The organism is Delftia sp. RIT313 (assembly GCF_000632165.1).
Classification (GTDB): domain Bacteria; phylum Pseudomonadota; class Gammaproteobacteria; order Burkholderiales; family Burkholderiaceae_C; genus Comamonas; species Comamonas acidovorans.
On sequence record NZ_JFYT01000032.1, the window covers coordinates 1 to 20,780 of the forward strand.

The 20,780-nt window shown below is 67.1% G+C and carries 20 protein-coding genes, 2 tRNA genes and 1 pseudogene; 8 read left to right on the plus strand and 15 right to left on the minus strand.

Going from position 1 to position 20,780, the window contains the following annotated elements; all coding sequences use genetic code 11:
• A pseudogene (locus BW39_RS06095) lies at positions 1-218 on the plus strand (hypothetical protein); the annotation flags it as partial.
• 100 nt (positions 219-318) lie between these two features.
• Here BW39_RS06095 and BW39_RS06100 read toward each other — a convergent pair.
• From BW39_RS06100 to BW39_RS06115, 4 genes are all read right to left on the minus strand, one after another.
• Positions 319-867, minus strand: coding sequence for an NADPH-dependent FMN reductase (locus BW39_RS06100; RefSeq protein WP_012206394.1), 549 nt, complete (start codon positions 865-867; stop codon positions 319-321).
• A 95-nt stretch (positions 868-962) separates the two neighbouring features.
• On the minus strand, positions 963-1,793 hold the full coding sequence (locus BW39_RS06105; protein ID WP_013801689.1) for a MetQ/NlpA family ABC transporter substrate-binding protein: 831 nt from the start codon (positions 1,791-1,793) through the stop codon (positions 963-965).
• A gap of 62 nt (positions 1,794-1,855) precedes the next feature.
• Positions 1,856-2,521 (minus strand): methionine ABC transporter permease, encoded by a 666-nt coding sequence (locus BW39_RS06110; RefSeq protein ID WP_012206396.1) that lies wholly within the window; start codon positions 2,519-2,521, stop codon positions 1,856-1,858.
• A gap of 51 nt (positions 2,522-2,572) precedes the next feature.
• Positions 2,573-3,454, minus strand: a complete 882-nt coding sequence (locus tag BW39_RS06115; protein WP_034395395.1) for a methionine ABC transporter ATP-binding protein — start codon at positions 3,452-3,454, stop codon at positions 2,573-2,575.
• A gap of 386 nt (positions 3,455-3,840) precedes the next feature.
• Here BW39_RS06115 and BW39_RS06120 point away from each other — a divergent pair, with 386 nt between their 5' ends.
• From BW39_RS06120 to BW39_RS06145, 6 genes are all read left to right on the plus strand, one after another.
• Positions 3,841-4,581 (plus strand): energy-coupling factor ABC transporter ATP-binding protein, encoded by a 741-nt coding sequence (locus tag BW39_RS06120; RefSeq protein ID WP_043820548.1) that lies wholly within the window; start codon positions 3,841-3,843, stop codon positions 4,579-4,581.
• A 17-nt stretch (positions 4,582-4,598) separates the two neighbouring features.
• On the plus strand, positions 4,599-5,192 hold the full coding sequence (locus tag BW39_RS06125) for an energy-coupling factor transporter transmembrane component T family protein (protein ID WP_043820550.1): 594 nt from the start codon (positions 4,599-4,601) through the stop codon (positions 5,190-5,192).
• Positions 5,193-5,262: 70 nt separating this feature from the next.
• Positions 5,263-5,856 carry a biotin transporter BioY gene (locus tag BW39_RS06130; RefSeq protein ID WP_013801685.1) on the plus strand — a complete coding sequence of 198 codons (594 nt, stop codon included), beginning with the start codon at positions 5,263-5,265 and terminating at the stop codon, positions 5,854-5,856.
• Positions 5,849-7,345, plus strand: coding sequence for an AMP-binding protein (locus BW39_RS06135; protein WP_043820552.1), 1,497 nt, complete (start codon positions 5,849-5,851; stop codon positions 7,343-7,345). The genes BW39_RS06130 and BW39_RS06135 overlap by 8 nt, the downstream gene beginning before the upstream one ends.
• Positions 7,342-8,541, plus strand: coding sequence for a thiolase family protein (locus tag BW39_RS06140; RefSeq protein ID WP_043820553.1), 1,200 nt, complete (start codon positions 7,342-7,344; stop codon positions 8,539-8,541). The genes BW39_RS06135 and BW39_RS06140 overlap by 4 nt, the downstream gene beginning before the upstream one ends.
• A 4-nt stretch (positions 8,542-8,545) precedes the next feature.
• Positions 8,546-9,271 carry a nitroreductase gene (locus BW39_RS06145; protein ID WP_043820555.1) on the plus strand — a complete coding sequence of 242 codons (726 nt, stop codon included), beginning with the start codon at positions 8,546-8,548 and terminating at the stop codon, positions 9,269-9,271.
• Between the two features lie 187 nt (positions 9,272-9,458).
• Here the strand turns inward: BW39_RS06145 and BW39_RS06150 are convergent, their stop codons facing one another.
• The 4 genes from BW39_RS06150 to ydiJ all read right to left on the minus strand — a co-directional run bounded on the left by BW39_RS06150 (position 9,459) and on the right by ydiJ (position 14,218).
• On the minus strand, positions 9,459-10,277 hold the full coding sequence (locus BW39_RS06150; RefSeq protein ID WP_043820558.1) for a MetQ/NlpA family ABC transporter substrate-binding protein: 819 nt from the start codon (positions 10,275-10,277) through the stop codon (positions 9,459-9,461).
• A 134-nt stretch (positions 10,278-10,411) separates the two neighbouring features.
• Complete coding sequence (locus tag BW39_RS06155; protein ID WP_012206405.1) at positions 10,412-10,762, minus strand: single-stranded DNA-binding protein; 351 nt, start codon at positions 10,760-10,762, stop codon at positions 10,412-10,414.
• A 218-nt stretch (positions 10,763-10,980) separates the two neighbouring features.
• Positions 10,981-11,057, minus strand: a tRNA-Pro gene (locus BW39_RS06160).
• A gap of 107 nt (positions 11,058-11,164) precedes the next feature.
• Entirely contained in the window at positions 11,165-14,218 is a 3,054-nt protein-coding gene (gene ydiJ, locus BW39_RS06165; RefSeq protein ID WP_043820560.1) for a D-2-hydroxyglutarate dehydrogenase YdiJ, read from the minus strand.
• Between the two features lie 53 nt (positions 14,219-14,271).
• Between ydiJ and BW39_RS06170 the strand changes: the two genes are divergently transcribed.
• Positions 14,272-15,270 carry a LysR substrate-binding domain-containing protein gene (locus tag BW39_RS06170; protein ID WP_081816134.1) on the plus strand — a complete coding sequence of 333 codons (999 nt, stop codon included), beginning with the start codon at positions 14,272-14,274 and terminating at the stop codon, positions 15,268-15,270.
• Positions 15,271-15,370: 100 nt separating this feature from the next.
• Here the strand turns inward: BW39_RS06170 and BW39_RS06175 are convergent.
• From BW39_RS06175 to rpmI, 7 genes are all read right to left on the minus strand, one after another.
• Positions 15,371-15,447, minus strand: a tRNA-Pro gene (locus BW39_RS06175).
• Positions 15,448-15,477: 30 nt separating this feature from the next.
• Entirely contained in the window at positions 15,478-15,888 is a 411-nt protein-coding gene (locus BW39_RS06180; RefSeq protein WP_013801679.1) for a MerR family transcriptional regulator, read from the minus strand.
• 189 nt (positions 15,889-16,077) lie between these two features.
• Positions 16,078-16,410 (minus strand): integration host factor subunit alpha, encoded by a 333-nt coding sequence (locus BW39_RS06185; protein WP_012206409.1) that lies wholly within the window; start codon positions 16,408-16,410, stop codon positions 16,078-16,080.
• Between the two features lie 33 nt (positions 16,411-16,443).
• Positions 16,444-18,891, minus strand: coding sequence for a phenylalanine--tRNA ligase subunit beta (gene pheT / locus BW39_RS06190; protein ID WP_043820563.1), 2,448 nt, complete (start codon positions 18,889-18,891; stop codon positions 16,444-16,446).
• Positions 18,892-18,966: 75 nt separating this feature from the next.
• Positions 18,967-20,019 carry a phenylalanine--tRNA ligase subunit alpha gene (gene pheS, locus BW39_RS06195; RefSeq protein WP_012206411.1) on the minus strand — a complete coding sequence of 351 codons (1,053 nt, stop codon included), beginning with the start codon at positions 20,017-20,019 and terminating at the stop codon, positions 18,967-18,969.
• 110 nt (positions 20,020-20,129) lie between these two features.
• Positions 20,130-20,489 (minus strand): 50S ribosomal protein L20, encoded by a 360-nt coding sequence (gene rplT / locus BW39_RS06200; protein ID WP_012206412.1) that lies wholly within the window; start codon positions 20,487-20,489, stop codon positions 20,130-20,132.
• A gap of 26 nt (positions 20,490-20,515) precedes the next feature.
• Complete coding sequence (gene rpmI, locus BW39_RS06205; protein WP_012206413.1) at positions 20,516-20,719, minus strand: 50S ribosomal protein L35; 204 nt, start codon at positions 20,717-20,719, stop codon at positions 20,516-20,518.
• Positions 20,720-20,780: the final 61 nt, after the last annotated feature.

The window sequence follows — 20,780 nt, forward strand, 5'->3', positions numbered from 1 at the left end:
CCCCCGCCAAGCCCAGCCAGCAGCAGCTGAACCAGGAAATGACGCGCAAGCTGCTGGCCCATCCCGGCGTGACGCCCGGTGCCGGCTTTTCGGCGCCCGGTGTCAAGTCGACCGGCGTGGTGATCATCGACGCCATCGACCAGGCCCAGGCGCGCGAGAAGGCATCGTCCGCCGCGCGCCCTGCTGCGGCGATTGCCAACCCCTCTCCCGCTTCCTGACGCTTCTGACGCTTCCTGACCTCTGCGCTCACAGGAGCCGCAACGCAAAAGCCCGGCATTGCCGGGCTTTTTTGTGTCTTGAGCGGCCTTGCCGCACCGCTCACTGGTGCTTGCGCGCCCAGGCAGCGAACTTCTGCACGAAGCCGTTCACGAAGTCGCGGCTGCCGGCGCCGATGGAGCCGTCTTCGGCAAACAGGCCATCCTTGGCCTGGATGAAGATTTCGGGCTGGGCCAGCGTGGGCATGTCCAGGTAGGCCAGCACATTGCGCAGATGCTGCTGTGCGAGCGCCGTGCCGATGGCACCCACGGAGACGCCGGCCACGGCAGCGGGCTTGCCGGCCCAGACGCTCTTGCCGTAGGGGCGCGAGCCCTGGTCCAACGCATTCTTGAGCACGCCGGGAATCGAGCGGTTGTACTCGGGCGTCAGGAACAGCACGGCCTGGGCCGACTGGATCTGGGCGCGGAACTGCTTGACCACGTCCACCTCATTGCCGTCATGGTCCTGGTTGTAAAGGGGCAGGTTGTCGATGGCGACCTGCTCGAAGACCAGGCCTTCGGGTGCCAGGCGCGCAATGGCGTCGGCGAATTTGCGGTTGAAGGAATCCTTGCGCAGGCTGCCCACGATGACAGCGACCTTGATCTGGCTCATGCATTGCTCCTGGAGGAAATGGCGGGAAACGGGCGGGAAAGAGGCGGGAGGGGCACCTCCCGCAAGCAGCCATTATGTGGCCGCGTTCAGCAGGCTCACTGTAGGAAGGAGGGCTTGGCGTAGCCCTGGAACTTGCTGTCCACCACGGCCTTGAATTCGGCGGAGCGGTAGACCTCGGCCAGGTCCTTGGCCCATGCCGTGCCCTGGTCCTTCTTCTTGATGGCCACCACGTTCAGGTAGTGGTCGGGGGTCTTTTCCAGCGAGACGGCCTCGGTCAGCTTCAGGCCCGAAGAGATGGCGAAGTTGCCGTTGATGATGGCGTACTCGGTGTCGCCCAGCGAACGCGGCAGCTGTGCGGCTTCCAGCGGGATGAACTTGAGCTTGCGCGGATTCTCGGCCAGGTCCTTTTCAGACACGCGCAGCGGATCGATGCCGGGCTTGGCCTTGATCAGCCCGGCCTGCTCCAGCAGCACCAGCGCACGCGCCAGGTTGCTGGGGTCGTTGGGCAGGGTCACGCGGTCGCCTTCCTTGGCCTCGGCCAGGGTCTTGCGGGTCTTGGAGTACACGCCCAGCGGGGCGATGGGGCCTTGCACCAGCTCCACCAGATCCAGCTTCTGGTCGGCCGCGAACTTCTGCAGGTAGACGCGGTGCTGGAAGAAGTTGGCATCCAGCGAGCCCTGGGCCAGCGCCAGGTTGGGCTGCACGTAGTCGTTGAACTCCACCAGCTTGACCTGGTAGCCCTTCTTTTGCAGCAGCGGCACGATGCCCTGCTTGAGCTGGTCGATGTTGGAGCCTGCCGTGCCGCCGATCACCAGCTGCTTCTTGTCGGCCTGGGCGTGGGCGGGCAGCGCCAGCACGCTGGCAGCGGCAAGGGCGGCGGCCGAGGCCAGCAGGTGGCGGCGCACGAAGGAAAGGGATGCGGTCATGTCGGAATCCTTTTTTTGGGAGAGAGCGGGAAGAAAGAAGAAAGCGGGTCTGGACAGCGCACTCAGCCGCGCTTGTCCAGGCGGCGGGCCGCCGTGTTGCCCACGAACTGGATGACCTGGACCATGGCCACGAGGATGGTCACGGTGAGCACCATCACATCGGTCTGGAAGCGGTAGTAGCCGTAGCGGATGGCCAGATCGCCAATGCCGCCGCCGCCCACCACGCCGGCAATGGCGGAGTACGACAGAAAGCTCACGGCCAGCACGGTCAGCGCCAGCACCAGGCCCGAACGCGCCTCGACGATGAGCACGCGCCAGACGATCTGCAGCTCCGAGGCGCCCATGGCGTGCGCGGCCTCGATCACGCCGCGCGGCACATCGCGCAGGCACTGGTCCACCAGGCGTGCCAGGTACGGGATGGCCGCCACGGACAGCGGCACGGCCGCAGCCAGCGGGCCGATGGAGGTGCCAGCCAGCCAGCGCGTGAAGGGCACCAGCGCGACCAGCAAGATGATGAAGGGGAAGGACCGCACGGTGTTGACCGTCCAGTTCAGCACGGCGAAGGCCGGGCGGTTGTCCAGCGACTGGCCGGGGCCCAGCAGGAACAGCAGCACGCCCAGCGGGCCGCCAATGAGCACGGCGGCCGACAGGCCGATGCCCAGCATCAAAAGGGTCTGGCCCATGGCCAGCCACAGCTCGGGCAGGATTTCGACGATGTTTTCAGACATGGGAATGCGGAATCGAAAAGAAGGGAAAAACGGGAAGGGGCGAAGACCCCATCAGTGCTCGGAGCCGCCCACGGCGCGCAGCACCACGGGACGGGTGGCGCCGCGCTCGCGCAGGGCCTTGTCGGCACGCTCCACGCGCAGGGCCTCGAGTTCGCTGCCCAGCAGCGTGGCGCGCTGCGGCGCCTCGTAGGCACGGCCCTGCGGCAGGGCGGGCAGCGTGAAGCGTTCGGCCACCTGGCCCTGTTCGATGATGGCCACCTCGCTGCACAGCGCATCGACCACGGCCAGCTCGTGCGTGACGATGACGATGGTCACGCCCAAGCGGCTGTTGATGTCGGCCAGCGTGGCCAGGATGGAGCGCGTGGTCTCGCTGTCCAGCGCCGAGGTGGGCTCGTCGCACAGCAGCACCTGCGGGCGCGGCGCCAAGGCGCGCGCAATCGCCACGCGCTGCTTCTGGCCGCCCGACAGCTGGGCAGGATGGCTGGCCGCCTTGTCGGTCAGGCCGACGATGTCCAGGCACTCGCGCACGCGCTGCTCGATCTGGGCACGCGAATGGCCACCGTGGATGCGCAGCGGAAAGGCCACGTTCTCGAACACGGTGGCGTTCTGCAGCAGGTTGAACTGCTGAAAGATCATGCCGATGTTCTGGCGCGCCTCGCGCAACGCGCGGCGGCCCAGGTCGGTCAGGCGCTGGCCTGCCACCACCACCTCGCCGCTGTCGGGACGCTCCAGCAGGTTGATCAGGCGCAGCAGCGTGGACTTGCCCGCACCGCTCTTGCCGATCAGGCCGAAGACCGTGCCCTGGCCGATGTCCAGCGATACCGAACGCACGGCATCGAAGTGCTTGCCATCGGCTGTTACAAATTTCTTTTGCAGGTCGCGCAGGCGGATCAGCGCGTTTTCCGGGGCCAAATGGGCGGTCTGGACGGTCATGGAGTCTCGGTTCGGCAGTGAAAACGGTCCTGGGATCGGCAACGGCAGCCTTTGCACCGCCATCTCCAGGCAATGGCGCGCAATTTCCGGGCCCTGTGCTGAGGAGTTGGACGCAGTTGCAAGCCGATGGGCATGCGTTGTCTTGCGTCGTCGCCAAGCACAGGCGAATCCCCTGGATCTGCCGTCATTAGTGTTCTAACGAGTGTGTTGCAAAACGTTGTTCAAACAAAAGAATAAAAAATACGGTGCTTATATCGATTGCCGTCTTTCAAGCCTTGATGTACGGCCTGGACGGCATTGCTAGAATCCGCCCCCGACAGGCCTGTACAACGGCAAGATCCCTTGCGGTTGCGTGCATTACAGGTAAGTGCCCGCTTTCCTTTGCCATGCCCGAATCCTCCCGAACTGCCGACCGTCCTGCCAGCACCGCCAGCCTGTGCGTGGAAGCCGTGCGCCTGCGGCGCGGCATCACAACAGTCTTTGACGGCCTCGACCTGCGGCTGGACGAGCCGCGCGTGGGCCTCATCGGCGACAACGGCGCCGGCAAGACCAGCCTGTTCCGCCTGCTGTGCGGACTGGATGCGCCCGAGGCCGGGCGCGTGCTGCTGGACGGCACCGAACTGCACGAGGCCCGTGCACAGCGCCCGGGCCAGGTCGGGCTGATGTTCCAGAACCCCGACGACCAGATCATCTTCCCCACCGTGGAGGAAGAGCTGGCCCTGGGTCTGCGCCCTTCGGGCATCTCGCGGCGCGAGGCCACGGAGCGCGCCCGTGCCCTGCTGGCCAGCCGCGGCCTGGCCGACTGGGCACCGCGCGCCGTGGCCGGGCTCAGCCAGGGCCAGCGCCAGCAGGTGTGCTGGCTGGCCCTGCTCATTGCCGCGCCGCGCGTGCTGCTGCTGGACGAGCCCTTCGCCAGCCTGGACCTGCCGGGCCAGGCGCGGCTGGCCCGGGACATCGCGGCCGCCGAGCAGCAGGTGCTGGTCTCCACCCACGTGCTGGACCACGTGCGCAGCTTTGGCCGCGTGCTCTGGCTGGAGCGCGGCCAAGTGCGCGCAGACGGCCCCGGCCACGCGGTCTGCGCGGCCTATGAAGCCGACGTGGCACGCCGGCTGCAAGCGCAGGACTGACGCAGGAGCCGGCCACCATGGGAAGCCTCTACAGCGAATACACCAGTTGGCTCCATGCCTGGAGCGCGGGCCGCAAGCTGCTGCTCATGGCGCTGCTGGGAACGGGCCTGTTCCTCATCGATTCACCGTGGCTGCTGGCCCTGGCTGGCGCCGCCTGCGGCCTGCTGTGGCTGTCGCTGGGACGCGCCACCGAGGGCGCACGGCGGCTCATGCTGTCGGTCACCGTGGCCGCCTTGCTGGTCGCTGCCTTCCATGTGTGGATGCAGCACTACGCCCTGGCCGCCGCCAGCGCGCTGCGCCTGGTCTGCGCCTCCACGCTGGGCATGGCGCTGACCGTGAGCACACGCCCCAGCGATCTGGTCGATGTGCTGGAGCGGCTGCTGGCGCCGCTGGAGCGCATCGGCATCTCCCCCGAACAGGTGGCCCTGCAGCTGGCATTGATGCTGCGTTTCACCGAGCATTTCTTCGTGCAGTGGAAGCGCATGGACGACGCCCACCGGCTGCGCACGGGCCGCGCCGGCGGCCTGCGCCTGATTGCGCCGCTGACCATCCACATGCTGCAGGCCACGCGCCGCGTGTCCGATGCGCTGTGGGCGCGCCTGGGCCGCTGAGGCCTGCCCTGCCCCATTTCCCGACCGATCCATACGCAAAAGCCTTGCGAGAACCTTCCGAGAACCGTCCATGACCGCCCCCTCCACCGTCTCACGCGCCTCCGCGCGCTCCATGGCCCAGGTCTCGCTGTTTGCGGCGCTGATGGCGGTCATGGGCCTGATTCCCAAGATCGACCTGCCGCTGGGCGTGCCCATCACCATCCAGTCGCTGGGCGTGATGCTGGCCGGCGTGATGCTCGGCCCCTGGCGCGGCATGCAGTCCATGCTGCTGTTCCTCGCGGCCGTGGCCGTGGGCCTGCCCCTGCTGTCGGGCGGGCGCGGCGGCATTGCCGTCTTCATGGCGCCCTCGGCCGGCTACCTGCTGGGCTACCCGCTGGCGGCCTGCATTGCCGGCCTGGTCATGCGTGCCCTGCCCCAGGGCTCGCCCCGGCGCGCGGCGTTCAGCGCCTTTGCGGCCTCGGCGCTGGGCGGGCTGGTGGCCCTGCATGCCTTTGGCGTGCTGGGCCTCATGCTGATGGCCAAGCTCAGCCTGTCGCAGGCCTTCATGGCCACCTTGCTGTTCGTGCCCGGAGATCTGATCAAGTGCGTGCTGTGCGCCCTGGTGGTGCACACGGTGGCGCGCGGCATGCCGGACTGGCCGTTCGGAGGCCGCCAGCATGGTTGAGCCACTCGCGCCCCACCCGCTGGCCGCGCCGCTGCAGCACCCGTGGACCCTGGTCCATGGCCCGCTGGAGCATTGGGCCCGGCAGCGCCCCGATGCGATGGCGCTGCAAAGCGAGGCGGGCCAATGGAGCTTTGCCGCGCTGCATGCCGCCGTGCTGCAGCGCTCGGCCGCGCTGGTGGCCGGCCAGGCGCCAGAGATGCTGCTGCTGGACACGGGCGGCAGCGCCAGCACCGTGGATGCCATCGTCGAATTCCTCGCCATCCTGCACAGCGGCCGCTGCGCCGCCGTGGCCGACCCCGATTGGCCCGATGCCGTGCGCCAGCGCATCGAAAGCTGGCTGCCCACCGCGCCCAGCCCACTGGCCGAGGCCACGGCCACCTGCGCCTTCTACACCGGCTTCACCTCGGGCAGCACCGGCCTGCCCAAGGGCTTCATGCGCCACCACCGTTCGTGGACAGAGAGCTTTCGCGTCTGCCTGCAGGACTTCGGCCCCGTGGCCGCGCAGCGCACCATGGCGCCCGGGCGCATCTCGCATTCGCTGTTCCTGTTCGGCGTGATGCAGGGCCTGTGGTGCGGCGAAGGCGCCGTGGTGCAGGAGCGGTTCTCAGCGGCGCGCTGCCTGGCCAGCCTGGCGCGCGGCGAGGCGCCCTGCCTGGTCGCCGTGCCCAGCCAGTTGCTGCTGATGCTGCAATGGGCCGCACACCGCGCGCTGGCGCCCATCCCCGACGTGGAGCTGATCATGATCAGCGGCGCGCGCTGGATGCGCGCCCAGACCCCGGCCCTGCGCGCGCTGTTTCCGCGCGCACGCATCATCGAGTTCTACGGTGCCTCGGAGGCCAGCTTCATCGCCTGGATGGAGGCCGACGAACAGGCCCCGCCCCAGGCCGTGGGCCGGCCCTTCAGCAATGTGCAGTTGCAGATCCGCCCCGCCACGCAGCAGCCCGGCGACCAGCCCCTGCAGCCAGGCGAGGACGGCCTGATCTACATGCGCAGCCCCATGCTGTTCATGGACTATGTGGGCGAGGCCCGCGACGGCACGGCCGCGCTGCGCGACGGCGAATGGCTGTCCGTGCGCGACATGGGCCATATCGATGGCGGCGGCCAGCTGTGCCTGGCCGGACGCCAGAGCCGCATGCTCGTCACCCAAGGCAAGAACCTGTTTCCCGAAGAAGTCGAGACCCTGCTGGCCGCGCACCCGGGCGTGGCCCAGGTCTCCATCCAAGGCCTGCCCGACGCCCTGCGCGGCATGCAGGTGCACGCCGTCGTGCAATGGCACGGCGCCGCGCCCGCAGGCTCCGCACAGGCGCTGGCGGCCTGGCTGCGCGAGCGGCTGGAAAGCTACAAGCTGCCGCGCCAATGGTGGAGCTGCGCCGACTGGCCGCAGACCGCCAGCGGAAAGACCGACCATGGCCGGCTGGCGCGCATGCTGGCGGCCACGGACACTGGCCAGCCACTGCCCGGCGAACCCGCGCTGCTGCCCCTGCCATGAACCCGCAAGACGCCCCCGTCATCCTGGCCTGGGCGCGCAGCCCCGTCGCCCCCGTGGGCGGTGCGCTGCGCGAGCTTGCGGCGCACGAACTGGGCGCGCCCGTGCTCCAGGCCCTGCTGGCCCGGGCCGGCCTGCCTGCCCGGGCCGTGGATGCCGTGGTCTTAGGCAACGCCCTGGGCGCAGGCGGCAACCCGGCCCGCATGCTGGCCCTGGCTGCGGGCCTGCCGGAGCGCTGCGCGGCCCACAGCGTGGACACTCAATGCTGCTCTGGCCTGGACAGCGTGGCCCTGGCTGCGGGCCTGCTGCTGTCGGGCCAGGCCGATATCGTGGTGGCCGGTGGTGCCGAGGCCTGGAGCCGTGCCCCCATCCGCCAGACACGCCCGCGCCATGCAGGCGAGTTGCCCGTCACCTATGACCGCCCCGCGTTCGCTCCCGACCCCGTACGCGACCCGGACCTGCTGCAATCGGCCGCAGACCATGCACTGGCCCACGGCATCACCCGCGCCGTTCAGGAGGCCCATGCCATCCACAGCCACGCGCTTGCGCTCGCGCACCGCGACCGGCTGGCCCAAGAGATCGTGCCCATGGCGGGGCTGGACCACGACGCCTATCCGCGCGCCTTGAACCCGGCCCGCGTTGCCCGCATGCCCGTGGTGGCCGAAGCGGCTGGCGCCGTTGACGCCCATGCACGCCAGCGCCATGCGCTGAGCACGCCCACCATCTCGCCCAAGGCCGATGGCGCAGCCCTGGTGCTGCTGGCCACGCCGCAGGCCTGTGCACGCCTGGGCCTGCAGCCACGCGCCCGCTGGGTGGCCAGTGCCTCGCTGGGCCATGCGCCGGAAACACCGCTGGTCGCCGCCGCACTGGCGGCCCAGCAGGTGCTGGAGCGTGCAGCCGCAGCGCTGCAGCTTCCTCGCCTGACTGCGGCAGAGCTCCAGGCTGTGGAGCTGCACGATGCCTTCGCCGTGCAGGCCCTGGCCTTTGCCGAAACCCTGGGCCTGCCGCTGCAGCAGCTCAACACCGGCGGCGGTGGCCTGGCGCGCGGCCATCCCATTGGCGCATCGGGCGCGGTTGCGCTGGTGCGCATGCTCTCAGACCTGCACCGCACGCCAGCAGCCCACAGACCGGCTCTGGGCCTGGCCGCCATTGCAGGGGCGGGCGGCATAGGTGCGGCCTGCCTGGTGCAGGCGCTTTGAATCCATGGACTCCGCATTTCCCATGTCCGCCAACCCACCGTCCGACACCCTTCCCTTTGGCGATGCGCATGAGGCCCTGGTGCACGCGCGCCGCTCCGTGCGCGCCTACCGGCCCGATCCTGTGCCGGACGCGCTGCTGCACCAGTTGCTGCAATCGGCCCGCCGGGCGCCCAGCGGCGGCAACCTGCAGCCCGGCCAGTTCATCCAGGTGCGCGGCAGCCTGCGCGGCGCACTCACACAGGCACTGCTGGCCGACTGGCAAGGCGGAGCGCCTGAGCGCGAGGACTACGGCTACTTCCCCCGCCCCATGCCCATGGCGCTGCGCAAGCGCCAGGTGGCGTCGGCCCAGGCCCTGTACAGCGCCCTGGGCGTGGCCCGCGAGGACCGTGCCGGGCGCGACGCGCAGTTCGGCCGCAACTACCGCTTCTTCGACGCGCCCGTGGCCCTGGTCGTGAGCATCGACGCCCGCTTCGGCGCAGGCGGCTACATGGACCTGGGCATGACCCTGTACGGCCTGCAAATGGCCGCAGCCGCCCAGGGCCTGGGCAGCTGCGCCATCGGCGCCCTGGCCTCCTACCCCGACACCGTGCGCCGCGTGCTCGACCTGCCGCCCGGCGAGCACATCGTCTGCGGCCTGGCCCTGGGCTGGCCCGACGAGGCCGCCCCCGTCAACCGCACCCAGACCACCCGCGCACCGCTGACCGAATACTTCAGAGTGCTGGGAGAATAAAAAAAGCTGCCGAAATCGGCAGCTTTGCGAGCTCGCGCCCACTAGTACGGGTCATGGCGATGGCACCACCAAGGCCCAACTCGGGGACACCGAGGAAGGGCAGCCCCGCACCGAGGGTGTCGTCCCCCTCCCCCGCGAAGCGGGTAGAGAGGGGGAAGGCGCGTCAGCGCCTCAGGGGGTGCGTTCTTCAGAACGCAGGAATCACCGATCCCTTGAACTGCACATCGATGAACTGGCGCACTTCATCGGAGTGGTAGGCCTTGATCAGCTGCGCCACCCAGGGCTTGCCCTTGTCGGCATCGCGCGCGACCAGGATGTTCACATAGGGGTTCTTGGCGTTTTCCTGCGCAATGGCATCGGTCTTGGGGTTCAGGCCTGCCGAGATCGCGAAGTTGGTGTTGATGGCCGAGGCGTCTAGGTCATCCAGCGAGCGTGGCAGCTGGGCTGCGTCCAGCTCCACGAAGCGCAGCTTCTTGGGGTTGGAGACCACGTCCAGCGGCGTGGCCTTCAGGCCCGCGCTTTCCTTGAGCTTGATCAGGCCCTGGGCCTGCAGCAGCAGCAGCACGCGGCCACCGTTAGTGGGATCGTTGGGGATGCCGAACTTGGCGCCCTGGGGCAGGTCTGCCAGCTGCTTGATCTTCTTGGAATAGATGCCGATGGGGAAATTCACCGTGTCGGCCACCCAGCCGATCTTGTAGCCGCGGTCGCGCACCTGGGCGTCGAGGTAGGGGCGGTGCTGGTAGCTGTTGGCGTCCAGGTCACCGGCAGACAGCGCGGCATTGGGCTGCACGTAGTCGCCGAATTCCACGATCTGGATCTTCAGGCCGTTCTTCTCGGCGGCCTTCTTGACCTGTTCCATGATCTGGGCGTGCGGGCCGGCCGTGACGCCGACCTTGATGGGCTTGTCCTGCGCCTGCGCGGGCATGGCCAGCAGGGTCATGGCTGCGGTGCTGGCAATCGCGGCGGCCGTGAGCGTGCGGCGGAGGAAATGGCGCTTGGTGGGCATGGATGCGGTTCCTTGTAACCTGTCAAAAACACAGGCGCACACTGTAGCGCCAACACAGCGCGCGGCGGCCGTAGCGGCACACTGCGGCTAGACAGTTTTTTCAGTAGCTCACAACCGGCGCCGCAGCGCGGGCGTCAGCGGTCCTGGAACTCGGGCGTTGCCATGACCTGGTGGGCCACGACATCCAGTACGGGATGGGGTTGCTCCTGGCGGTCTATCCAGACCTTGGGCGTGAAGCTGCCACGCAGCGCCACGGCATCGCCTTCGATCAGATTGCGCAGCACCTCGCAGGCCTGGGCATCGAATGCAACCACGTTGACCGGGATGGAGGTGCCATCGGATGCCTCGGAGCGCACGCGGGCCACCATGAAGGGGCGCCGATTGCGGTCGCTGCGGTGTTCGGGCGTACCGGTGAGTCTGCCGGTAATCAGTCCATCCATCATGTGCGAGACCAGGAAGAAATCGTCAGTTACAAAAGACGCCATTGTAGGTGCAGGTTTTACGTGCCCAGACCGGGACGCGCATCTTCGCGGTGCATGGACTTTTCATGCGCTGGCTGCCCTCGCCATCCGTGATGGACCTGCCTGGCGAAGCTGCACTTTCTCTTCGCGGCAAGGCGCCATCGCGCGCAAAATCGAACGCGCAAAAAAACGAACGTACAAAGCAAAAAGCTCCTGACGTTTCCGTCAGGAGCTTTGCGTTTTGGTCGGCGTGGCGGGATTCGAACTCGCGACCCCTTGCACCCCATGCAAGTGCGCTACCAGGCTGCGCTACACGCCGAAGCATTGAATTATAGGGACTAAAAACAGGCCTTCAGGGAAAACGCAGAGATTTTTCAAAAATGTCTGCAAATTCCTGAAATGGCGACGATCAGCCCCCGCATCTTCTCACCCCTGATGCGTGGCGCGCACGTGGTCCAGCAAGGCCTCCAACGGATGGCGCAGCTGCCGTGCAGACAGTCGCTTGACCTGGCTGCGGCAGGAATAGCCGGTGGCCAGCGGCTCGCCCAGGTTCTGCTTGCTCTCGATCTGTTTCTCCCATGACTGGGCATAGATGGTCTTGGAGGTTTCGAGGTTGCGCGCCTCATGCCCGTAGGTGCCCGACATGCCGCAGCAGCCCGTGGCCTCCACGCTCAGGCGCAGCCCCCGTCGCTCGAAAAGCTGCGTCCACTGCTTGCCGCTGTCGGGCGCATTGGTCTTTTCAGTGCAGTGCGGCAGCAGCCGGTAGGCCACGCTGGCCACGCTGGTCACAGCCTCGGGCAGCACCTGCAGCAGCCACTCCTGGGGCAGCGCGACCTTCGGCACCTTGCCCATGCCCGGCACCTTGAGGTATTCCTGCCGATAGGCCAGCGTCATGGCCGGGTCCAGCCCCACCAGCGCAACGCCGGACTGCGCCAGTTGCGCCAGCTGCGCGGCATTGCGGATGGCCGCCTTGGCAAAGGCGCCCATGAATCCCTGCACATGCAGCGGCTTGCCATTGGGCAGCAGCGGCGCCAGCCAGACCTGGAATCCCAGGCGCGCCGCCAGCTCGATCAGCACCTGCAGCTGGCCGGTCTCGAAGTAGCGGGTAAAGCTGTCCTGCACGATGACCACGCTGCGTGCGCGCTGCTCGGGCGTGAGCGCAGCCAGCGCCTGCGCATCGGCCGCGCGCACCTTCCATTGCCGCAAGGTGGCTGCCAGGTCCAGCCGGCTCAGCAGCGGGCCATCGACCATGCCGATGCGACGGCTGAGCACATCGCGCATCCATGGCGAGCCCATCACCCCGTTGTAGAGCGCGGGCATGCGCGCCAGCCACGGCATGGTGAACTCCAGCGAGCCGATCAGGTAGTCGCGCACGGGCCGCAGGTAGCGGCGGTGGTAGAGCTCCAGAAAGCGCGAGCGGAATTCGGGCACGTTGACCTTGACGGGACACTGCCCGGCGCAGGACTTGCAGGCCAGGCAGCCGGCCATGGCGTCATAGACCTCGTGAGAGAAATCGGCCTCGCCGCGGCGCGCCGCGCGGCTGTTGCGCCAGCGCGCGGCCAGGCTGGACAGGAAGGGCTGGGGCCGCTGCGCGACCTCCAGCACGTTCACGCCGGCCTGCCCCTGCAGGCGCAGCCATTCGCGCATCAGCGATGCCCGCCCCTTGGGCGAATGCACGCGCTGGCGCGTGGCCTTCCAGGACGGGCACATGGCGTCGTCCGGATCGAAGTTGTAGCAGGCGCCGTTGCCGTTGCAGTGCATGGCCGCGCCATAGCTTTGCCATACGCGCTCGTCGATCTGCCGGTCCAGCTCGCCGCGCGTGGTGACGCCGTCCACCTTGAGCAGCAAGGTCTTGCTGGCCGGCGGCGTGGCGATCTTGCCGGGGTTGAGCTGGTTGTGCGGGTCGAAGGCGGCCTTGAGCTGCTGCAGCGAGGGATACAGCTCGCCGAAGAAGGCCGGCACATATTCGGAGCGCAGGCCCTTGCCGTGCTCGCCCCACAGCAGGCCGCCGTGGCGCTGCGTGAGTTCGGCCACCGCGTCGGAGATGGGGCGCACCAGGGCGGCGTCCACGGGGTTCTTCATGTCCAGGATGGGGCGCACATGCAGCACGCCGGCATCGACGTGGCCGAACATGCCGTACTGCAGGCCGTGGCTGTCCAGCAGCGCGCGGAACTCGGCAATGAACTCGGGCAGGTTCTCGGGCGGCACGGCCGTGTCTTCGACAAAGGGCTGGGGCCGCGCCTCGCCCGCCACGTTGCCCAGCAGGCCCACGGCGCGCTTGCGCATGGCATAGACGCGGTGGACCGCCGCATTGCCGGCCGCCAGCGTATGGCCCAGCCGCTCCACGGAAGTATCCGCGCCCAGGTGCGCGAGGAAGGCCTGCACGCGGCCATCGACCTCCTGCGGATCGTCGCCGCTGAATTCCACCAGGTTGATGCCCAGCGTGGGGCGCTGCCCGTCCTGCGGGAAGTACTCGGCCACGCTGCTCCAGACGAAGTCCTTCATGGCCAGCAACAGCACCTTGGAATCCACCGTCTCAATGGACAGCGGCCGGTGCGCCATCAGCGCGCGCGCATCGCGCAGCGCATCCATGAAGCCCGCATAGCGCACGTTGACCAGGACCGAATAGCGGGGAATGGCCAGCACATTGAGCTTCGCCTCCACCACGAAGCCCAGCGAGCCTTCGGCGCCGCACAGCACGCTGTTGAGGTTGAAGCGCCCGTCGCCTACGCGCAGATGGGCCAGGTCATAGCCGGTGAGGCAGCGGTTGAGCTTGGGGAATCTGGCCTCGATCAACTCCGCCTGGTCCTCGCTGATGCGCCGCGCCGTGCGGTGCACCTTGCCGATGCGGCCCGAATCGGCGCACATGCGCTCCAGCGCCTCGGCATCCAGCGGCGCGCTGTGCAGGCGCTCGCCGCCCAGCAGCACGAAGTCCAGCGCCAGCACGTGGTCGCGCGTCTTGCCATAGGTGCAGCTGCCCTGCCCGCTGGCATCGGTGTTGATCATCCCGCCGATGGTGGCGCGGTTGGAGGTGGACAGCTCGGGGGCAAAGAACAGCCCGTATGGCTTGAGCGCGGCGTTGAGCTGGTCCTTGACCACGCCGGCCTGCACGCGCACCCAGCGCTGCTCGGCATTGATTTCGAGGATGCCGTTCATGTGCCGCGACAAGTCCATGGTCACGCCATGCGTGAGCGACTGCCCGTTGGTGCCCGTGCCGCCGCCGCGCGGTGTCAGCACCACATCGCGGAACTCAGGCCGCGCCAGCACCTGCGCCGCCCTGGCCACATCCTCGGCGTGACGCGGGTAGATGGCCGCCTGCGGCATGCGCTGGTAGATGGAGTTGTCCGTGGCCAGCACGGTGCGGCTGGCATGGTCCGTGTCCACGTCGCCCTCGAAGCCGGTGGCCTTCAGTGCTTCAAGAAACTCAAGGTATTGGGCAGGCACGGGGGCGCCGGCGTGGGGCAGTGGGGCAATCGACATGGAGGGCAAGGTGGGGAGTTTTGTTGCAGGCGATCAGCCCAGGAAACCCATGCATGCAATACACGATTTCAGGCCGACCATGGCCGCAAGTATCTCTACACTCTTCCTCTGGAACAAACGAAAATTGCTACCGCAAACACTGCATAAAACTCATGAATTACCGACGCCTGACGCCCTCCATGTCCCTGCTGCTGGTCTTCGAGGCGGCCGCGCGCCACGAAAGCTATGCGCGTGCGGCCGAGGAGCTGTCGCTCAGCCAGAGCGCCATCAGCCGGCAGGTGCAGACGCTGGAGGCGCAGCTGGGCATCAGCCTGTTCCGCCGCGAGGGCCGCACGGTGCGCCTGACCGACGTGGGACGCCGCTACTTCATCGACCTGGGCGCCGCGCTGGGCCGCATACGCAGCGCCACCCTGCAGGCCATGTCACGCCAGTCCGGCGGTGGCACCCTCAACCTGGCCACCCTGCCCACCTTCGGCTCCAAATGGCTGCTGCCGCACCTGCATGGCTTCTACCAGGCGCAGCCCGGGGTGACGATGCACATCCACTCGCGCATCGGCGATATCGATTTCGACAGCGCAGAGATAGACGCCGCCATCACCGTGGGCACGGGAGACTGGCCCGGGCTGACCGCGCATCGCCTGTACCACGAGTTTCTGGTGGCGGTGGCCAGCCCGCAGGCGCTGCAGCAGGCCGGGCAGGCAGCAGCCTCGCCGGACTGGGCGGGCCAGCAGGTGCTGCTCACGGTGGCCAGCAACCGGCAGGCCTGGAGCGAGTGGTTCACGCACTATCGGCTCGATCACCGGCAGATGCGGATAGGGCCCAGCTTCGAGCTGACCTCGCACCTGATACAGGCCGTGCTGGCAGGCATGGGCGTGGGCCTGGTGCCACGGGTGCTGGTGGAAGAGGAGATGGCGCGCGGTGAGCTGCACGTGGTGGGAGACGCCATCCCCAGCCAGCGCAGCTACTACCTGGTCTATCCCGAGAGGAACGCGACACTGCCGGCGCTGGCAGCCTTCCGGCAATGGCTGCTTGCAACCTGCGCTCAGGGTTGATTCCTGCGCAACGGCCGCTCCCCTTCAGCGGTTGGTAGCGGTTGGCGATGGCACAAAGAAAAACGGACCACAGCCAGAAGCTGTGGTCCGTATTCATTTATGGTCGGCGTGGCGGGATTCGAACTCGCGACCCCTTGCACCCCATGCAAGTGCGCTACCAGGCTGCGCTACACGCCGAAGAATTCAATTATATACAGCTTTTTGCTCTCAAATAGAAAGCAGCGCACGAATCTGCAAAAGCTCCTCGCGCACGGCCTCCGGCTCCAGCGGAACGCTGGCCGCGGCATCGCCGCCGAGCAGCGGCGCGGCAGCCGGCGCCGACACCACGACACCGGCCTGCAGCGCGGGAACCACGGCAGACCCCGAGGCTTCGCGCAGGCGGTTGCGCGCGCCGTTGATGGTGAAGCCCTGTTCGTACAGCAGCTCACGGATGCGCCGGATCATGAGCACTTCGTGGTGCTGGTAGTAGCGGCGATTGCCGCGCCGCTTCATGGGACGCAGCTGCGTGAACTCCTGCTCCCAATAGCGCAGCACATGCGGCTTGACGTCGCACAGATCCGCGACCTCACCGATGGTGAAGTAGCGCTTGGCGGGAATCTGGGGCAGAAGTGAAGCCATGGCAAATGTGGATGAGGTCAGGATGTGCAATGCCGCTGGTGCGCGGATGCCGATCCGGGAAGAAGGCCGAGCCTACTGCACAGCTCGCTTGCAGGCCAGCACCCTGTCGTAAAAACAGCCCATCCACCGCAAGGCAGACAGGCTGACGACAGCTGGGCCACGGCAAGCCGGGCCCCGGGGGGCGACCCTTCAGGACGCGGAGCCCGTCGTGCCTTCCTGGATCTGCTCCTTGAGCTTGCTGCTCGCATGGAAGGTCACGACGCGGCGCGCCTCGATCGGAATGGCCTCGCCCGTGCGCGGGTTGCGCCCCGGACGCGGCGCCTTGGTGCGGATCTGGAAGTTGCCGAAGCCCGACAGCTTCACATCCTCGCCCGTCACCAGGCTTTGCGAGATCAGCTCGAAGAACGCATCCACCATTTCCTTGGATTCGCGCTTGTTCAGGCCGATCTCGTCGAACAGCAGGTCCGCCAGCTGCGCCTTGGTCAGCGCGGGCGAATCAAGACTTTCCACCGTCAGTTCCATCACGGGATCTCCTTTCACGGCATGGGCCTTCCATCAGGCGCGCAGGCGCGCGCCCAGGCGTTGCTGCAGCTGCTCGAGCACGGCCTGCACGGCCTGTTCGATCTGCACATCGGTCAGCGAGCTGTCGTCATTGCCCAGCGTCAGGCGCACGGCCAGGCTCTTTTCGTCCTGCGCCAGCGCGCCCGGTGCCGCTGTCTCGCCGGCCTTGAGCGCCTTGGGGCGGAATACATCGAACAGAACGGCAGAGCGCAGCAGGCCGCCGGTCTGGGCAGCTTCCACCGCCTGCATCAGCTGGGCATGCGTGGCCTTTTCGTTCACGACCACGGCAATGTCGCGCTCCACGGCCTGGTGCTTGGCCACGGGCTTGAACACCGGCACCTCGCGCGCCAGCACGGCATCGAGCTCCAGCTCGAACAGCACGGGCGCCTGTGCCAGATCCCATTGCTGGCGCCACTGGGGATGCAGCTCGCCGATGAAGCCGATGGACTGGCCATCGAGCAGCACGCGCGCGCAGCGGCCCGGGTGCATGGCCGGATGCTCGGCCGGCTCGAACACGGGCTTGCGCGGCGCCAGCAGCGCCTCGACATCGCCCTTGACGTCGTAGAAGTCCACCTTGGCTTCGGCACGGCCCCATTGCAGCTGCTCTCCAGCACCCCAGGCCAGGCCCGCCACGCGCATGGGCTGGTAGAAGCCCTTGACCGTGGTGTCGCTGTCAACAACGCTGTCATCCTTGAGGAAGACACGGCCCAGCTCGAACACGCGCACGCGCTCGGCCTTGCGGTCGGCATTGAACTTGAGCACCTGCATCAGCGAGCCGATGAGGCTGGAGCGCATCACGCTGAGCTGGCTTGCGATGGGGTTGAGCAGCTGGATGGGATTGGCGTTGCCGGCCAGATCCTTCTCCCATGCGGCTTCCACAAAGCTGAAGTTGATGGTTTCCTGGTAGCCCAGATCGGCCAGCGCGCGGCGCACGGCGAACTGGCTGCGGCGGTTTTCGGCGCGCAGCTTGGGCGCAATGGGCGCCAGCGGCTTGGTCGTGGGCAGGTTCTCGTAACCCACCATGCGCGCCACTTCCTCGATCAGGTCTTCCTCGATGTTGATGTCGAAGCGGAAGCTGGGCGGCGTGACGGTGAGCACGCCATCGCCCTGCTCCACCGGCAGGCCCAGGCCGGCCAGCGCATCGTGGCACTGCTGCTGCGTGAGCGGCATGCCGATGACCTTGGCCGCACGCGCCACGCGCAGCGTGACGGGCTTGGGCTGGGGCATGTTGGCCTGCTGGTCGTCGATGGGGCCGCAGACGGTCTCGGGCGTGCCGCAGATCTGCAGCACCAGCTCGGTAATGCGCTCGATGTGCTCGACCGTCAGTTCGGGATCGACACCCCGCTCGAAGCGGTGGCCCGCATCGGTGGAGAAGTTGTAGCGGCGCGAACGGCCGGCAATCGACTTGGGCCACCAGAATGCGGCCTCGATGTAGATGTGACGCGTGTCGTCGGACACGGCCGTGGCGTCGCCGCCCATGATGCCGGCGAGCGACTCGACTTCGCGGTCATCGGCGATCACGCCCACCTGTCCATCCACGGTGACGGTGTTGCCGTTGAGCAGCTTGAGCTGCTCGCCTTCCTTGCCCCAGCGCACCTGCAGGCCGCCGTGGATCTTGTCCAGGTCGAAGATGTGCGAAGGACGGCCCAGCTCGAACATCACATAGTTGGAGATGTCCACCAGCGGCGCCACGCTGCGCTGGCCGCAGCGCGCCAGGCGATCGACCATCCACTGCGGCGTCTTCGCCTGGGTGTTGACATTGCGCACCACGCGGCCCGAGAAGCGTCCGCACAGGTCGGGCGCCTCGATCTTCACGGCCAGCCTGTCCTGCACGCCCACGGCGGCAGGCGTGAACGACTGGGGCTTGAGCGGCGCGCCGGTCAGCGCAGCCACTTCGCGCGCCACGCCGTAGACGCTCAGGCAATGCGCCAGATTGGGCGTGAGCTTGAGCGTGAGCAGCGTGTCATCCAGGTTCAGGTACTCGCGGATGTTCTGGCCCAGGGGCGCGTCCAGCGGCAGCTCCATCAGGCCGCCATGGTCCTCGGACAGCTTGAGCTCGCGTGCCGAGCACAGCATGCCGAAGCTCTCCACACCGCGCAGCTTGCCGATCTTGATCAGGAAAGGCTTGCCATCTTCACCGGGCGGCAGCTCGGCGCCCACCGTGGCGCAGGGCACGCGGATGCCCACGCGCGCGTTGGGCGCGCCGCAGACGATGGTCAGCAGCTCGGGTCCGCCCACATCGACCTGGCACACGCGCAGGCGATCGGCATTGGGATGCTGCTCGGCAGCCTTGATCTCACCGACGACGATCTTGGTGAACGGCGGCGCCACGGGCTCCAGCTCCTCCACCTCCAGGCCGGCCATGGTCAGGGTGTCGGCCAGTTCTTGGGTGGTCAGCGGCGGATTGCAGAACTCGCGCAGCCAGGATTCGGGAAATTGCATATCAGACTCTTTGGCGTTGGTTCGGTCCGCGCGCCGTGGCGCTGGCGGACTCTTTGGCGAAGGCTTGCAGCCGGATCAACGGAATTGCGACAGGAAGCGGATATCGCCGTCAAAAAACAGTCGCAGATCGTTGACGCCATAGCGCAGCATGGTCAGGCGGTCAGGCCCCATGCCAAAGGCAAAGCCGATGTACTTTTCGGGGTCCAGCCCCATGTTGCGCACCACGTTGGGGTGCACCTGGCCGGAGCCGGCCACTTCCAGCCAGCGGCCGGCCAGCGGGCCGCTCTGGAACTGGATGTCGATCTCGGCGCTGGGCTCGGTGAAGGGGAAGAAGCTGGGACGGAAGCGCAGCACCAGGTCGTCGCTCTCGAAGAAGGTCTTGCAGAAGTCGGTGAAGACCACCTTCAGGTCCTTGAAGCTGACGTTCTCGCCAATCCACAGGCCTTCGCACTGGTGGAACATGGGCGAGTGCGTGGCATCGCTGTCCACGCGGTAGGTGCGGCCCGGCGCGATCACGCGGATCTCGGGCATGCCCTGGCCGGCGTCCAGCCGCTCACGGTATTTCTTGACGTGCTGCACGGCGTGGCGCACCTGCATGGGGCTGGTGTGCGTGCGCAGCAGATTGGGGGCCTGCTCCGTGCCGCCTTCCACGTAGAAGGTGTCGTGCATGGAACGGGCGGGATGGTCTTCCGGCGTGTTCAGCGCCGTGAAGTTGAACCAGTCGGACTCGATCTCGGGGCCCTCGGCCACATCGAAACCCATGGAGCCGAAGATGCCCTCGATGCGCTCCAGCGTCAGCGACACGGGGTGCAGGCCGCCCTGGCCACGGCGGCGGCCCGGCAAGGTCACATCCAGCACCTCGGCCTTCAGGTGGGCCTGCAGTTCGGCATCGGCCAGGGCCTTGCGGCGCGCGGTCAGCGCGGCCTCAATGCCTTGCTTGGCCACGTTGATGGCGGCTCCGCGCGACTTCTTCTCTTCGACGGAAAGCTGCGCCATGCCCTTCATGAGCTCGGTCACCTTGCCCGACTTGCCCAGAAACTGCGCCTTGGCGTTTTCCAGATCAGCGGGGGTTTGTGCCTGCGCGAACAGCTGCTGCGCGCTCTCGACCAGAGAATCCAACTCGTTCATATCGACTCTTTATCGACTGTGAAAAGAAACAAGGGCTAGCAGCCTTTTCAAGCCCTAGCCCTTGCTGTTTGCGCTGCAGACCATCACGAGGATGGCCGCAGACCGTTATCTCAAGCAGCCAGCTTGGCCTTGACTTGATCAACGATGCTGCTAAACGCAGCCTTGTCGTGCACCGCGATATCGGCCAGCATCTTGCGGTCGATCTCGATGGCTGCCTTCTTCAGGCCGTTGGCGAACTGGCTGTAGGTCAGGCCCAGTTCACGTGCAGCGGCGTTGATACGGGCGATCCACAGACGGCGGAACACGCGCTTCTTGGCACGGCGGTCACGGTAGGCATATTGCCCAGCCTTCATCACCGCCTGCTTGGCGATGCGGAAGACATTGCCGCGGCGGCCGCGGAAACCCTTGGAAAGGGCCAGAACTTTTTTGTGACGGGCGCGGGCCGTTACACCACGTTTGACGCGAGGCATGTGTTTTCTCCTTGTTCGTCAGTGAATTACAGGCCAGCCATCGGCAGCATTTGTGCGATAGAGCCCATGTTGGTCTCATGCACAGACACTGCACCACGCAGGTGACGCTTGTTCTTGGTGGTCTTCTTGGTCAAGATGTGACGCTTGAAGGCTTGACCGCGCTTGACGGTGCCACCGGGACGAACGCGAAAACGCTTCTTCGCGCTGCTCTTGGTCTTCATTTTGGGCATTTGAATGCTCCTGTTGTTTGTGCTCGTGAGGCGGCTCGCAACACTGCGCGCACTTGCTGGC